Source organism: Bacteroidia bacterium (assembly GCA_020852255.1).
Classification (GTDB): Bacteria; Bacteroidota; Bacteroidia; order JADZBD01; family JADZBD01; genus JADZBD01.
In genome coordinates, this window is sequence record JADZBD010000016.1 from 313,788 (window position 1) to 327,415 (window position 13,628).

At 47.6% G+C, this 13,628-nt stretch carries 14 protein-coding genes; 8 read left to right on the top strand and 6 right to left on the bottom strand.

Going from position 1 to position 13,628, the window contains the following annotated elements:
* Positions 1 to 33 precede the first annotated feature (33 nt).
* Together IT233_10010 and IT233_10015 are read left to right on the top strand one after the other, a co-directional pair.
* Positions 34 to 498: a low molecular weight phosphotyrosine protein phosphatase gene (locus IT233_10010; GenBank protein MCC7302965.1), complete on the top strand. Its 465-nt coding sequence runs from the start codon at positions 34 to 36 to the stop codon at positions 496 to 498.
* Positions 495 to 1,196: an SAM-dependent methyltransferase gene (locus tag IT233_10015; protein ID MCC7302966.1), complete on the top strand. Its 702-nt coding sequence runs from the start codon at positions 495 to 497 to the stop codon at positions 1,194 to 1,196. The genes IT233_10010 and IT233_10015 overlap by 4 nt, the downstream gene beginning before the upstream one ends.
* Before the next feature lie 7 nt (positions 1,197 to 1,203).
* Here the strand turns inward: IT233_10015 and IT233_10020 are convergent, their stop codons facing one another.
* Genes IT233_10020 through IT233_10040 form a run of 5 tightly spaced genes read right to left on the bottom strand, consistent with a single transcriptional unit; the run spans position 1,204 to position 5,714 of the window.
* The gene (locus tag IT233_10020) at positions 1,204 to 2,403 is read right to left on the bottom strand and encodes an FKBP-type peptidyl-prolyl cis-trans isomerase (protein MCC7302967.1); all 1,200 of its coding nucleotides are present in this window, start codon (positions 2,401 to 2,403) and stop codon (positions 1,204 to 1,206) included.
* Positions 2,404 to 2,420: 17 nt separating this feature from the next.
* Positions 2,421 to 3,350 (bottom strand): FKBP-type peptidyl-prolyl cis-trans isomerase, encoded by a 930-nt coding sequence (locus tag IT233_10025; GenBank protein MCC7302968.1) that lies wholly within the window; start codon positions 3,348 to 3,350, stop codon positions 2,421 to 2,423.
* A complete protein-coding gene (locus IT233_10030; protein MCC7302969.1) occupies positions 3,347 to 4,195 on the bottom strand; it encodes an FKBP-type peptidyl-prolyl cis-trans isomerase in 849 nt (282 codons plus the stop codon). The genes IT233_10025 and IT233_10030 overlap by 4 nt, the downstream gene beginning before the upstream one ends.
* The gene (locus tag IT233_10035) at positions 4,192 to 4,710 is read right to left on the bottom strand and encodes an FKBP-type peptidyl-prolyl cis-trans isomerase (protein ID MCC7302970.1); all 519 of its coding nucleotides are present in this window, start codon (positions 4,708 to 4,710) and stop codon (positions 4,192 to 4,194) included. Before IT233_10035 ends, IT233_10030 begins: the two co-directional genes overlap by 4 nt.
* Positions 4,707 to 5,714 (bottom strand): bifunctional oligoribonuclease/PAP phosphatase NrnA, encoded by a 1,008-nt coding sequence (locus IT233_10040; GenBank protein MCC7302971.1) that lies wholly within the window; start codon positions 5,712 to 5,714, stop codon positions 4,707 to 4,709. Before IT233_10040 ends, IT233_10035 begins: the two co-directional genes overlap by 4 nt.
* A gap of 104 nt (positions 5,715 to 5,818) precedes the next feature.
* Between IT233_10040 and IT233_10045 the strand changes: the two genes are divergently transcribed.
* The 6 genes from IT233_10045 to IT233_10070 all read left to right on the top strand — a co-directional run bounded on the left by IT233_10045 (position 5,819) and on the right by IT233_10070 (position 12,288).
* Positions 5,819 to 6,238 (top strand): nucleoside-diphosphate kinase, encoded by a 420-nt coding sequence (locus IT233_10045; GenBank protein ID MCC7302972.1) that lies wholly within the window; start codon positions 5,819 to 5,821, stop codon positions 6,236 to 6,238.
* A 109-nt stretch (positions 6,239 to 6,347) separates the two neighbouring features.
* On the top strand, positions 6,348 to 7,343 hold the full coding sequence (locus IT233_10050; GenBank protein MCC7302973.1) for a DUF4249 family protein: 996 nt from the start codon (positions 6,348 to 6,350) through the stop codon (positions 7,341 to 7,343).
* Positions 7,343 to 8,413, top strand: a complete 1,071-nt coding sequence (locus IT233_10055; GenBank protein MCC7302974.1) for a hypothetical protein — start codon at positions 7,343 to 7,345, stop codon at positions 8,411 to 8,413. Before IT233_10050 ends, IT233_10055 begins: the two co-directional genes overlap by 1 nt.
* A gap of 155 nt (positions 8,414 to 8,568) precedes the next feature.
* Entirely contained in the window at positions 8,569 to 10,482 is a 1,914-nt protein-coding gene (gene dnaK / locus IT233_10060) for a molecular chaperone DnaK (protein ID MCC7302975.1), read from the top strand.
* A gap of 111 nt (positions 10,483 to 10,593) precedes the next feature.
* Positions 10,594 to 11,250: a hypothetical protein gene (locus tag IT233_10065; GenBank protein ID MCC7302976.1), complete on the top strand. Its 657-nt coding sequence runs from the start codon at positions 10,594 to 10,596 to the stop codon at positions 11,248 to 11,250.
* Positions 11,251 to 11,652: 402 nt separating this feature from the next.
* Complete coding sequence (locus IT233_10070; GenBank protein ID MCC7302977.1) at positions 11,653 to 12,288, top strand: T9SS type A sorting domain-containing protein; 636 nt, start codon at positions 11,653 to 11,655, stop codon at positions 12,286 to 12,288.
* 89 nt (positions 12,289 to 12,377) lie between these two features.
* On the opposite strand, the gene IT233_10075 is transcribed toward IT233_10070, so the two are convergent.
* Positions 12,378 to 13,349: a M23 family metallopeptidase gene (locus tag IT233_10075; GenBank protein MCC7302978.1), complete on the bottom strand. Its 972-nt coding sequence runs from the start codon at positions 13,347 to 13,349 to the stop codon at positions 12,378 to 12,380.
* Positions 13,350 to 13,628 lie beyond the last annotated feature (279 nt).

Consider the following 13,628-nt stretch of genomic DNA (forward strand, 5'->3'; position numbering starts at 1 on the left):
TTTTTTTGTTTATTAGCGATGCGAAAGCATGCTATGAAAATTCTGATGGTTTGTCTGGGCAATATTTGCCGCTCACCTATGGCCGAAGGAGTGATGAGAACAAAGGTTCTTCACAAAGGACTGGCAATAGAGTTGGATTCCGCGGGAACATCCAATTACCACACGGGAGAACATCCCGACGAGCGTGCCACTTCCTGCGCCGCTAAACATAACGTGGATATATCCCACCTCAGAGCCCGGCAATTCAGTCTCAAAGACTTTGACCTTTTTGATCGTATCTTCGTGATGGACAGCTCCAATTACAGCGATGTGATTGCCATGGCGCGAAACGAAGACGACCGCAGGAAAGTTGAGCTCATTATGAATGTGATGTATCCCGACACAAATCTCAGTGTACCGGATCCATATTACGGCGGAGAGGAGGGATTCGACAAGGTATTTATGATGCTGGAAAGCGTCTGTGAACTCATCGCCGCCTCTTACAAAGCGCAACAATGAAAGGCACTTTATATTTGTTCCCGGTTTTACTGTCTGAAGAGTCGGGTCTCTGCGTGCCGGCTACCAATCTGGAGGCAGCAGATTGCGCGGAATGCTTCATCACTGAAAATGCGCGAAGTGCCCGCCGGGCGCTGCGCTCCATGGGTTGGCAAGGTGATTTCAATTCCCGGATCTGGTTCGATCTGAATGAACATACCAGGGAAGAAGAACTCTCGGGCATGCTGCAACCCTGCAGGGAAGGAAAGCACAGCCTCCTCCTCTCAGAGGCAGGATGCCCTACCGTGGCCGACCCCGGCTCGCGGCTGGTATTGCTTGCGCATTCAGAAAATATCCCGGTTAAAGTACTCATCGGACCCTCCTCTGTGCTGCTGGCCTTGATGGCCTCCGGACTGCAGGGTCAGCGATTTACCTTTCATGGCTATCTTCCTAAGGAAAAAGATCCCCGCTCCCGTCTCATTCGGCAAATGAATATGGATGCGCAGAAAGGAAGCACCCAGATTTTCATTGAAACGCCTTACCGCAACAATCGCCTTCTCGAAGAATTAATACGAGACCTTAGCCTGGATACCCTTCTCTGCGTGGCATCCGAACTTACATCTCCATCGGAAAATATTCTAACGCTTCCGGTGAGAGAATGGAAAAAAAGAAAATACGATTACAATAACAGACCGGCTGTTTTCCTTATAGGCTCCCACTAACTCCGCCCTACTCCACTCCAACCAGCTCCACATCAAAGATGAGCGTGGCATTGGGTCCGATCTTCGGAGGTGCTCCATTGGCGCCGTAACCAAGGTTCGGCGGGATAACCAACCTCCATTTATCTCCGATTCTCATTAGTTGAAGGGCTTCGGTCCATCCCTGTATCACCGGGTTAACACCCAGCGTAAATTCGAAGAACTGATCCCGCTCCACCGAGGAATCGAAAATGCTTCCATCCATCAGGTAGCCGGTATAGTGCACTTTAACCTTTTTGCCTTGTGCTCCCTGGGTACCGTCTCCTTTTACCGCCACAATGTATTTCAACCCGGAGGAGGTTGTAACGGTATCCTTCCCAACCACATCGTAAGCGACCGGCTTTACTTTTTTCTTTACACTCACCAACTCCACATCATAGATTACATCCGTTTTGGGTGGGATGGGACCGCGGCCTCCTTCCCCGAATGCCAGCATATAGGGTAGAATAATGCGAAACTTCGCACCCTCTGTCATGTTCCCAATACCTTCATCCAGTCCGGGCAAAGATCCGCCCAGATTGAACTTAATGGTTTCGCCGCGCTCCACAGAGGAATCAAACATTTTACCGTCCGGCAGGTAACCGGAGTAGTGGATCGTAACAATATCGCCCGTCATGGGTGCAAGGCTATTACCCTTTTGTACGATAATATATTTCAGTCCGGAGGCTGTCTTCACTGTATCCTTCCCTTTGGTGTTAAAAGGTCGGAGACCCGGTGTAGTTTCAAGGAGTTCAATCTCGAATTTAAGCGTTGAATGAGGAGGAATAGCACCGGCTTGCTGATCCTTGTAACCAAGGTTAGGAGGAATAATTACCTCGATCCTGTCGCCTTTTCCCATCAGAAGCACGGCCTCCACGAAACCGGGGATGGCGGAAGAAACATTGGCTTTAAATTCCCAGGGTGTTCCGCTTTTACGGGTATCCTCCATCACTGAATCCTTCTCTGTTTTAAGTACATAATGCACCTTGCACTTATCTCCCTCCTCTACCCGCGGAGACTCCCCATGCGCAATAAAACGGTACTGAAGCCCGCTGGCTGTTTTAATAAACTCACCAGCTGCCGAATTCTCCTTTACGGTTGTTTTCTTCTTTTTCTTACCCTGTGAATACACCCCAACCGGAACCAGAAGGAGAAGGGCAACAACTACCCGGATCATGTTCAGTTTTTTCATGTGCTGATATAAAGAGCCTATTTTACTTCGACCAACTGAACCTCAAACAGCAAGGGGCAGTAGGGAAGAATGGAATACATACCGCTCGAAGGGCTGATGGAACCCAGAGAATCGTATCCGAGTTTAGAGGGAATCAGCAGGGTAGCTTTTCCGCCTGCGTTCATCAGCGATAATCCCTCCTCCCATCCTTTGATTACCGGATCGGTACCCAGTTTGAATTCGTAGGCCTGCCCGTGATACTCAGACGCGTCGAATATCTCTCCGTCTACCAGCGACCTTCCAACATACTCCACAACCACTGTACTGCCCTTCATCGCTTTCTTTCCCTTCCCTTTCTCGTGTTCGATAAAATGAAGACCCGATGCCAGTGCCTTCGAGCTGATTTTATTGGTGGTAAGATATTCGTCAATCATTTTAAGTTCGTTTTCCTTATTCCATGCGCTCTGGCGCTGAATCTCCTCAAGGTAGGCATCATACTTTTTCTGCTGCTCTTCCTGCATCTGCTGGGCAGTCATCACTTTTATTAGTTTCAGCTCAAATGTGAAGTAAGTTCCTTTAGGGAACTGAACCGATGAATCTTTCTGCGGCAGTGTTTTATAAATCGAATCGGCCGATATGCGAAAAATTGCGCTGTCTCCCGCAGCCATCATCATGATGGCTTCCTCGAGCGAGCCTTTGAAGAGCGACTGGCGGAGCTGGAAGGTAACGCTTCCGTTGGGACGTTCTCCGTCCCAGGAACTGAACAGAACACTGTCCTCGGTATATTTATTGATCAGCCGTAAAAACACGTAATCACCCACCTGGGGCCGATCCGTATCACCTGACTGGGTGATAAACTTGTAGTACAATCCATTTTCAGTTTCTTCAAAACCCTCGAATTTTGAAGATTGACAGGTGATCAGGAACATTACAATTCCAGTCACCATCAGGGCCCTGCTCAGATTCATTTTTCTTTTTTAGGTGTAATTCGTTCTATTTCGTAAACCACCGGTGTGGACGGAGGTACGGTTCCGTTTGAGGACCCGTTTTCCCCGAATGCGAGATACGAAGGTATAATTATTTTTGCTTTGCCTTTCTCCCGGAGTTTGCCTATTGCGATCTCTAAACCCCGAATGACCTGCATTTGCTCGCCCACGGTAAATTCCAGGGTGCCCCGGTCGAACACTTCACCTCCCAGGAAACTACCAGAATACCGGATGGCCACCCGCTCTCCCGCAACCGGGAATTCACCCTTACCCTTTCGGGTGCGTATCATGTACAAGCCGTTCGCGATGGTATCAGGAATCCACTTTCGTTCACGGATAAAACGGGCAATGAGCAGATTCTCCTGTACATCTCCTACTTCAGATATTTTCACCATTTCCCGTTCGTATTCCCGCCGTGTACGCACTTTCACCAGACGAACATCCACGCGCAGCCCATTATCATTCGAGAGCATGCGCATTTCCTCGCCCAATGTAAGCTCCGGGTTGGCAATCATGAAGCTGGCGCTGTCGCCTTCCTCCAGATTGCGCAGCAGGGCATTGAGCAATACCATTCCGTGTCCTGCATTTTCCAGGCTGGAGGTGAGCCCGAGCGGAAAAATTTCCGGAGAGGAGAACAGAACATGTCCGGACCGGTTAAAAACCTTCATATGATAGGTTACGATATCCGAATCACTGGGAACCCGCTGCCCGTCTGTAAATGAAATAATCTTCAGGTAGACATTGTTCCCGATATTGGTATATCCTTCGAAGGAATTCCACTGGCAGGAGCTCAGCAAGAGAATGAATATGGCAAACTTAAACCTCATTTTTCCACTTTCATAAGACGGATGTGATATACAACGGGTGCCAGGGGTGGTATCTTTTCCCAGTCGCCCAGCAAACCGTGCGCCAGATGAGAAGGCAGGATAAACACGGCCTTATCTCCCGCACGCATCATCTGAATTGCCTCGTGCAGGCCGGTTTCCACGTAGTCCTTTCCGACAACTACTTTAATCGGGCCGGTGGAGTCTGAAGAATAGCAGACATCTCCGCTTTCGAGCAGGACAATTTTATATTCGATGGTAGCCACGGTTCCGGCAGCAGCCGTATCACCCGAGCCCTTTTCCTCGAACATGTAACGCAATCCGGTTCCGCTTGTCTTCATGTCCCATCCCAGATGATGCACCTTGGCGTCAATAGCATCTGATTCCTTCTGACGCAAGATTCGATTGGCATCCACCAGCTGGTCCGTGACCACTTTCATACCCGGATCGTATTTCTCATCCTCCTGTCCGCAGGACGAAAGCACCGCCATCAGCACCACGTAACAGAGCGTTCTCATTGTTGAAATTGGCTGGGGTCCTGTACCACCTTTTCGAAAAGCTCTACCGCCTGCGCGAGAGTGGTTTTCATGTTTCCGCCGGCCGCGTTGCGGTGTCCTCCTCCGGAGAAATATTTCCTTGCCAGTTGATTCACGTCTATGTTCCCTTTTGAACGCAGGGATATCTTTACTTCATTTTCCTTTTCCATGAAGAATGCTGCGAGCCGCATTCCCCGCACCGAAAGGGCATAATTCACCAGCCCTTCCGTATCACCCATACGAAAACCGAAACGTTGAAGTTCCTCCTTGGTTAGCGTTATATAAGCACAATTAACTTCTTTTAATATCTTCATTTTTTCTGACAGGGCATACCCGGTGAGTCGCAGACGGTTATACGAATTACCATCGTATACCTGTTCATGAGCAAGCCATGTCTCCACCCCAATTTCCTTTATATACCCCGCGATAGCATGCGTATGGGCAGAGGTAGAAGGGAAACGGAAGGAAGCAGTATCCGTCATGATCCCGGTATACAAACACATGCCTGTGTTTTTACTGATCCGTTCTTTTTCACCCATACCCTCAATGAGATCAAAGACCAGTTGTGCGGTGGAACAAGCCTTTACATCATGAAAAAGTAATTCTGCAAAGGTCTCCGGTTGCTCATGGTGATCGATGAGCACTTTGAATGCAGGGCTTGCCTTCACGGCTTCACCTGCCTCACCGATCCTTGAGAGCGTATTGAAATCCAGGCAAAAGATAATCTCTGCATCCATCATTCGCTTACGGCACAATTCCTTTTCAATACTGAACACTTTAACAAGTTCCTGGCCGGGAAGCCAGGCAAGGAATTCGGGGTATTCATTGGGGGCGATCACTGTTGCAAAATGTCCGGCTTCGGACAGGTGATTGGCCAGCCCGAGCGACGATCCCATGGCATCTCCGTCGGGGTTCATGTGCGTAACAATAACGATCCGTCGGGAAGAACTCAGTCGTTGAGCAAGCGAGGCAGTGGCTGAATTCATAAGGAATTCAAATTTACGATTTAAGGCGGGGAAACTGCCTCCGGAACAGAACTATTTGTTATTTTCGCGGCACATTTTTTCACAAAAAATCAACAATTTTTACTATGGGAGGAAACAAAACATTTACCATGATCAAGCCGGACGCCGTGGAGAATAATCACATCGGTGCCATTCTGGCAAAGATCAATGGAGCAGGATTTAAGATCGTGGCGATGAAATACACCCGCCTAACCAAAGAGAGAGCCGGGCAATTTTACGCGGTTCACAAGGAGCGTCCATTTTACGCGGATTTGTGCGAATACATGAGTTCGGGTCCTATTGTAGCGGCCATTCTTGAAAAAAGCAATGCCGTTGAAGACTTCCGGAAGCTGATTGGCGCAACCGATCCCGCAAAGGCAGAGCCCGGTACAATTCGAAAAGAATTCGCAAAGTCCATCTCTGCCAATGCCGTTCACGGTTCCGACAGTGATGAAAATGCCCGCCTGGAAGGCAGCTTCTTTTTCTCCGGAACAGAGCAGTTCTGAGCCAAAAATATCGTATCTTTATACCCACATCCCGTTCCCCTTTCCGGGGGCCGGGATTTTTTTTAAAGCGGTTGTAAATGGAGGTATTTTCACTTAGCTTTGTATTCCTATGAAAAAGGCAGGACTTATCGTATTGATCAGCAGCACATTGTTTCTTTCCTGCAAGAACGATCTGGAGGTAATTGCACCCTACCAGGAGCAAATCGTTTCCTACTGCCTGCTGGATCCCTTCGACAGCGTACATTACGTGAAGGTGACGAAGAGTTTTTTGGGAAACATGGACGCCTACCAAATGGCCGCCTATTTTGATTCAGTGAACTTCCGACCCGGAGAGATCACCGTTACCATCGAAAAAATGCAGGGCGAAAATGTTCTACAAAGCATCCCGCTGTTTATCGATTCCACACTTCCCCGGGATTCAGGAGTTTTTTCCTTCCCGAAACAATATCTGTATAAAACCAATACTGCTATAAGCGGCGACGGATCGGAATACCGGCTGAAGGTTCGAAAGAACGAAGACGGGAAAGAAGTACGCTCCCGTGCTAAAACTGTGGAACCCATCACGGTGGTTTCCCCCCTTCCCAACCAGTCCCTGAATCTCTGGGGTTCCTTTCCTTACAAAAGCAAATTCCGCTCTGCGCGGAACGGAAAACTTTTTGCACTGACAGTACGCATTCATTTCAAGGAAAAGTTCGTCTTTGATACCACACAGGTTTCCACACGGTATATCGATCTGCGCTTCTCGAATCACACCGCTTCCAATCTGGAGGGAGGGGAAGAATTCAGCGAGATCCTCGACAGAGAAACATTCTATAAAACCATCGGCAACCATCCGGACATAGCAGACAATCCCAATATCGTGCGCCAGTTCCTCTACCTGGAATTTATTTTTTCGGCCGCCGCCATTGATTTTTCGAATTACCTGGAAGTAGTCTCCGCAGCGAACGCCACTTTTGGTGAAAAACCTGTTTATTCCAATATTGAAGGAGGGTACGGTCTCTTTTCCACCCGGCGCACCCAGCGTATGCCCAACATCGGGCTGAATGCCCAGAGCCTGGATTCACTCAAATATGGAGTGTATACCTCAACAAAAAATTTCCGCTGATGTGGCGTAAAATATCCGCTCAACTCACGGTGGTAGTATTGTCAACTCTCCTGCTCCTTCCTGCCTGCAAGAATGACATAGACATCATCGCTGACTGGGAAGAAACGATGGTCATTTTTGGTATTCTGAATCACCGCGACACAGCGCATTACGTTAAAATCAATAAAGCCTTTCTTGGTGAAGAGGACGCCTTTATGATGGCAGGAGTTTATGATTCTGTAAATTATGCGAATCAGCTCACGGTTTCGCTGGAACGCTGGAGGAATAATCAGTTGCTGAGCACTCATGCACTCTCGAGGGATCTCAGCGTTCCGAAATCTCCCGGTATTTTCGCTTACCCGAACCAGGTATTATTTAAAACCACCGATGCGATCTTCAATGATTCAGAGTACCGGCTGAAAGTGATCAACAGCGAAACCGGCATGGTAGCTACCGCAAAAACCAACCTGATCGGAAACGGATTTTCTATCACTGAACCGATTCCTGCACAAAACTTTGTTAATTTTCTGAATACCGTTTCAACTTTCAAGGTCAAATGGCTGACCGGTACCGAGGGGCGCATCTATCAGCCGGTCATCCGCTTCTTTTTCGTGAGAAAAAACAAGATCACCGGAATAAAAACACAGGACAGTGTAGACTGGGTATTCCGTGAACAACGATCCTCCACTTTGCTTGGAGGTGAAAACATGATGGAAGAATTTATGGGAGAATTATTTTACCGGTGGATCGGCGTAACAGTAAAAAACCCAAATCAGGCTGAATTCCTGATACCGGGAAAAATCACGGACTCAGGACATCACCTGGATTTTCTTTTGTATGCCGGTGCGGAAGAAATGGCTACCTACATTGAAGTCAATCAACCTTCCACCACTGTAATGATGGAGAAGCCGGTTTACACCAATATCACCAATGGAATCGGACTCTTTTCTTCCCGGACTTATGCGCTGAAAGCGAATGTGGAATTGCTAAACACCACCTCCCGCTGCCTTGATTCGCTCTTTGCAGGGCAATTCACCTACCAGCTTGGGTTCTGCACGGAGAATTCGCTCAGCCCGTACTTCTGTCAGTAAGCCGGAATGCATCTTGCGAAAGAATGACAGCCTGTCATTCTAAATCCTGTATTCTCAGCTACTTAAGCCCAAGCCTGTCATTATTGCATACGAAATTCCAATGGCACATGTATTGAGAACGGGTTAATGTAAAATTGTAACTAACAAAACAACATATGGGAAAGATCATCGGAATAGACCTGGGAACCACGAACTCGTGTGTAGCCGTAATGGAAGGAAACGAACCAGTGGTTATCGCTAACAGCGAAGGCAAACGAACCACTCCCTCCGTAGTGGGATTTGTAAAAGACGGAGAGCGGAAAGTGGGCGACCCGGCCAAGCGCCAGTCCATCACAAATCCTGTGAATACAGTTTATTCTATAAAGCGATTCATGGGATGTGCATTTGGTGAGGTAGGAAAAGAAGTGAGCCGCGTACCATATAAAGTAGTAAAAGGTGCGAACGAAACGCCCCGCGTGGAAATTGAAGGACGCCAATACACTCCACAGGAAATCTCGGCTATGATTCTTCAGAAAATGAAGAAAACGGCAGAAGATTTTCTTGGTCATGAAGTAACGGAGGCTGTAATTACAGTACCCGCTTACTTCAACGATTCACAACGGCAGGCTACCAAAGAAGCCGGCGAAATTGCAGGACTTACCGTTAAGCGCATCATTAACGAACCCACCGCCGCTGCACTGGCCTACGGACTCGACAAGAAGGGAAAGGATATGAAAATAGTGGTGTTCGACTGTGGTGGAGGTACGCACGATGTATCTGTGCTTGAACTGGGTGATGGTGTGTTTGAAGTGAAATCCACTGACGGCGACACTCACCTGGGCGGTGACGATTTTGACCAGAAGATCATAGACTGGCTGGCGGATGAATTTAAAAAAGACGAAGGGCTTGACCTCCGAAAAGATCCCATGGCTCTTCAGCGTTTGAAGGAAGCTGCAGAGAAGGCGAAAATTGAATTGTCTTCCTCCACTTCTACAGAAATCAACCTGCCATACATCATGCCGGTTGACGGCGTTCCTAAGCATTTGGTAAAAACACTCTCACGGGCCAAGTTTGAGCAACTGGTGGATGATCTGATCAAAAGAACCATCGCACCCTGCGAATCGGCTTTACGGAATGCAGGTATGGGCGTGAACGATATCAATGAAGTAATCCTGGTGGGAGGTTCTACCCGTATTCCTGCCGTGCAGGCCGCGGTGGAAAAATTCTTCGGAAAGGCTCCATCCAAAGGAGTGAACCCGGATGAAGTGGTGGCCGTGGGAGCCGCAATACAGGGTGGCGTACTTACCGGAGAGGTAAAAGATGTACTTCTGCTGGATGTAACTCCGCTTTCACTGGGTATTGAAACCATGGGAGGCGTATTTACCAAACTGATTGAAGCAAACACCACCATTCCCACTAAAAAAACAGAAACTTTCTCCACGGCAAGTGATAACCAGCCCAGTGTACAGATCCACGTACTGCAGGGTGAACGTCCGATGGCAAAAGATAACCGTCCGCTCGGAATGTTCAATCTGGATGGGATCCCGCCTGCACCACGCGGTGTACCTCAGGTGGAAGTAACCTTTGACATTGACGCCAACGGCATTCTGAATGTCAGCGCTAAAGACAAAGGGACCGGAAAATCACACAACATCCGTATTGAAGCGAAGTCGGGTCTGAGTAAAGAAGAGATTGAGAAAATGAAGAAAGAAGCTGAGGCGAATGCCGACTCCGATAAAAAAGTTCGGGAAGAAGCAGATAAGCTCAATGCGGCAGACGGTCTCATCTTCCAAAGTGAGAAACAGCTGAAGGAATACGGCGACAAGATCTCTACCGATAAAAAAGAGGCTATCCAGAAATCACTGAGTGCTCTGAAAGACGCGCACAAGGAGAAGGATCTGGCGAAAATCGAAACAGCCATGAATGAACTCAATACCGCATGGCAGGCGGCCAGCCAGGAAATCTACCAGGCGCAGCAGAATGCACAGCAAAACACAAGCACAACAGCTGATCAGAATGCCAATGGTGAGAAAAAAGACGGCGAGGTGACAGATGTGGATTTCGAGGAAGTGAAGGACGAGAAGAAATAGTAGGCAGTAGGCAGTAGGCAGTAGGCAGTAGGCAGTAGGCAGTAAAAGATAAGCGGCCCGTCATCCTGAGTGGAAACGAAGGAGGGTCGCTTTTTTCATATCTTTACTTTCATGAGGAGATGTTTGATCCTGTTTGCGTTGATCCCCGTTATTACTTCTGCACAATTCTTCCGTGGCTTTGGTGTCATGGGTGGTTTGACACTCAGCAAGCAGAAGTGGATTCTCAGTTATGTTGATTCCACCGGAGAGAACAGCACCACCGATAAAACAAAACATAAATTCCTTTGGGGATTTAACGGGGAATTGTTCGCAGAGTTCGGGAACTCAGATGTGGTACGCTGGAGAACGGAATTTGAATACGACCGGAAAGGCACCAAGCACCGCGACACGAAAGAAAAGAACAAACTCGATTATATTTCCTGGAATAATTTTCTGATCCTGCGGGGAGAACTTTTCTCCGGCTATCCGTATTTTCTTATCGGACCGCGGCTGGAATACAAATTCATTCAGTCAACCCCCTCGGTGCCGGAGGGCTTCAAACCCCTGCATGCCTCCTGGAGCGCAGGGGCCGGATTCGAATTGATCACATTTGGTCCGATCAAACCTTTGATCGAGGTCCATTACAATCCGGATGGTGATCACTCCATGGTGAAGAAATACGATACAGGTACGTTGGATAAATGGGCCATCCGCAACCGGGCCTGGGAGTTACGCCTCGGCATTGTGATCCGGATCAACAATAACAGTTGTCCGCCGGTGTTTAAGTAAAATTTCAGGCTTGGTCTCTCCACTTTGCCGCTGACGAAATACAGAGACACAATCCTCAAAAAAGATAAAATTGTGATCGTGAAGTGAAAAACTCTGTGATCATACTAGCTTGCAGTTTTATGCTATCCAAAACAGGAAACGCGCAAACCAATCTTGTGCCGAATCCGAGTTTTGAAAATTTGGCAAATTGCCCCACGGGGATCAGTCAGTTGTACAATACTACGAATTGGCTCAACCCTAACAATTGCACCCCTGACTTCTTTCACCAGTGCGGAATTTCAGGCGCAGGAGTTCCAAATAATTCATTTGGGAATCAAACCTCTAAGACCGGACTTGGATACTCTGGCATATACAGCTTCAATAAATTCTTTATGGAACGGGAATACTTACAGATTAAACTTAATGACACCTTGGACCTTGGAAAAATATTTAGTTTCATTCTGGGTAAGCTTATCTGATAATTCGAATTACATTACCGGAAGTTTAGGTGCGCACTTGTCTAGCATTCCAATCTCCGGAGTGAATTGTGCCATCTTACCTTTTGTGCCTCAAATTTTAAATCCACAATCAAATATTTTAAATTCAAAGTCAAATTGGCAATGTGTTGTGGATACCTTTTACGCATCTGGAGCTGAACTTTACCTCACAATTGGAAATTTCAATCCCGATTCAACTTCAGACACGGCATATGTAGGGGGAGGATTTATCGATGGGGCACACTACTACATCGACGACGTTTCCGTCATTGACATTGGTTGGGTGGGAATTGAGGAAACTGGAGATTCCCCCCACATCCATATTTTTCCCAACCCTAGCACGGGCACAATTACGGTTGATGGTGAACCTGCGAACAAAGGAAAGAGGTATTTGGAGATCTATGATGTTCTTGGAAACAAGATTTTAACGACAGTACTTGTTAATAAAGAAACCCAAATAAATCTTTTGCAATCCGGCTTACGCAGCAGAATCTATTTTTACAACATAAAAAGCGAAGGGAATGTTGCGAAAAGCGGGAAATTAATCCTGAGCACCGAATGATTACCGACAACGAGGTATCCATTATGCTGCACCACTCCCAATAGAACGATTGTGCACTTCGACCCCCGCAAGGCTCCGGACTCAGGATATTAATCAAAAGACTGCGAGCTGCTTGCCGCTTTCTGCACCAGGATCTGGTATTCTTCCGGAGTGAGATCGTTAAAGAAGAAATTGATCGGATTCACTTTGTTTCCGTTTCGGATCACTTCGTAATGCACGTGAGGTGCGGTGGATAAGCCCGTGCTTCCCACATACCCAATTACCTGTCCGCGCTTTACCTTTTGCCCGGGGTGCACATTGAACTTGGTCATGTGCGCATACAATGTCTTGTACCCGTAGCTGTGATTGATCACTACATGGTTCCCGTAACCGGAAGCAGCAGCATCTGCACGCTCCACCACTCCATCCCCCGTTGCATAAATGGGAGTGTTCATAGGACAGGCAAAATCCATACCCGGATGAAACTCGGAAGTTTTATAAATCGGGTGAGTACGCCATCCAAATCCACCGGGAGCATGCCTCAGTGATTTATTCGAAACAGGTTGTATGGCCGGAATGCTCGACAACATCTTTTCCTTGTTTTTCGCCAGCACCACTACTTCATCCCAGGACTTACTTTGTATATACATTTGCTTCGCCAGCTTGTCCAGCTTCTGAGATGTTGAAATAACCAAAGCACTGTTCTCATAACCTTCAAGCTCTTTATACCGGTCAATTCCGCCAAATCCCGCACGGCGAACATTGTCCGGAATGGGTTCCGCCTCAAAAATAATTCTGTAAATATTATTATCACGCTCCTGCAGATCACTCATTACCAGGTTCATGCGATCCAGCTTCTTATTCATCACCTCATATTGCGCCCGCATCCGCTCCAGTTCCCTGCGAAGCTGCTTCTCCTGAGGGGAATCAATGATCCGGAAAGCAATGGAAACCGTAATCACCGCGAAAACAGCTCCGGTGGCCAGGTATCCCAATATCTTATAAAGCCTATGCTTCCACCCAACCTCAACCTTCTCATATGTGAGGGAACGCGTGTTAAACTTGTACCGGATCTTAGACATTAAATCGCAACTTACTGATTATCAAGCTCTAATCAAATTCAAGATAACCAAAAATACACTATACTTTCAATTCTGTCAATGGTATTCCAAAATGGAGTAGACCGGTTCATTCCGGAGCCACCGGTGGAAACGAGTTAAACATCTCACCAGTCCCTATAATTAACTTGGTTCTGCAAACTGCAACGTTACTTTTGCCTGACCAATTAACCAAACGCGGCATTAATACGGCTGGTAACCTATTATGCGGGGGGCGGCGATACAGTCCCGAGATTAAGGTTT

What these genes read in the sequence shown, in the direction of transcription:
- IT233_10010 (MCC7302965.1), top strand. Translation starts at nt 34, where the DNA reads ATGAAAATTCTGATGGTTTGTCTGGGCAATATTTGCCGCTCACCTATG.
- IT233_10015 (MCC7302966.1), top strand. Translation starts at nt 495, where the DNA reads ATGAAAGGCACTTTATATTTGTTCCCGGTTTTACTGTCTGAAGAGTCG.
- IT233_10020 (MCC7302967.1), bottom strand. Translation starts at nt 2,403, where the DNA reads ATGAAAAAACTGAACATGATCCGGGTAGTTGTTGCCCTTCTCCTTCTG.
- IT233_10025 (MCC7302968.1), bottom strand. Translation starts at nt 3,350, where the DNA reads ATGAATCTGAGCAGGGCCCTGATGGTGACTGGAATTGTAATGTTCCTG.
- IT233_10030 (MCC7302969.1), bottom strand. Translation starts at nt 4,195, where the DNA reads ATGAGGTTTAAGTTTGCCATATTCATTCTCTTGCTGAGCTCCTGCCAG.
- IT233_10035 (MCC7302970.1), bottom strand. Translation starts at nt 4,710, where the DNA reads ATGAGAACGCTCTGTTACGTGGTGCTGATGGCGGTGCTTTCGTCCTGC.
- IT233_10040 (MCC7302971.1), bottom strand. Translation starts at nt 5,714, where the DNA reads ATGAATTCAGCCACTGCCTCGCTTGCTCAACGACTGAGTTCTTCCCGA.
- IT233_10045 (MCC7302972.1), top strand. Translation starts at nt 5,819, where the DNA reads ATGGGAGGAAACAAAACATTTACCATGATCAAGCCGGACGCCGTGGAG.
- IT233_10050 (MCC7302973.1), top strand. Translation starts at nt 6,348, where the DNA reads ATGAAAAAGGCAGGACTTATCGTATTGATCAGCAGCACATTGTTTCTT.
- IT233_10055 (MCC7302974.1), top strand. Translation starts at nt 7,343, where the DNA reads ATGTGGCGTAAAATATCCGCTCAACTCACGGTGGTAGTATTGTCAACT.
- dnaK (MCC7302975.1), top strand. Translation starts at nt 8,569, where the DNA reads ATGGGAAAGATCATCGGAATAGACCTGGGAACCACGAACTCGTGTGTA.
- IT233_10065 (MCC7302976.1), top strand. Translation starts at nt 10,594, where the DNA reads ATGAGGAGATGTTTGATCCTGTTTGCGTTGATCCCCGTTATTACTTCT.
- IT233_10070 (MCC7302977.1), top strand. Translation starts at nt 11,653, where the DNA reads ATGACACCTTGGACCTTGGAAAAATATTTAGTTTCATTCTGGGTAAGC.
- IT233_10075 (MCC7302978.1), bottom strand. Translation starts at nt 13,349, where the DNA reads ATGTCTAAGATCCGGTACAAGTTTAACACGCGTTCCCTCACATATGAG.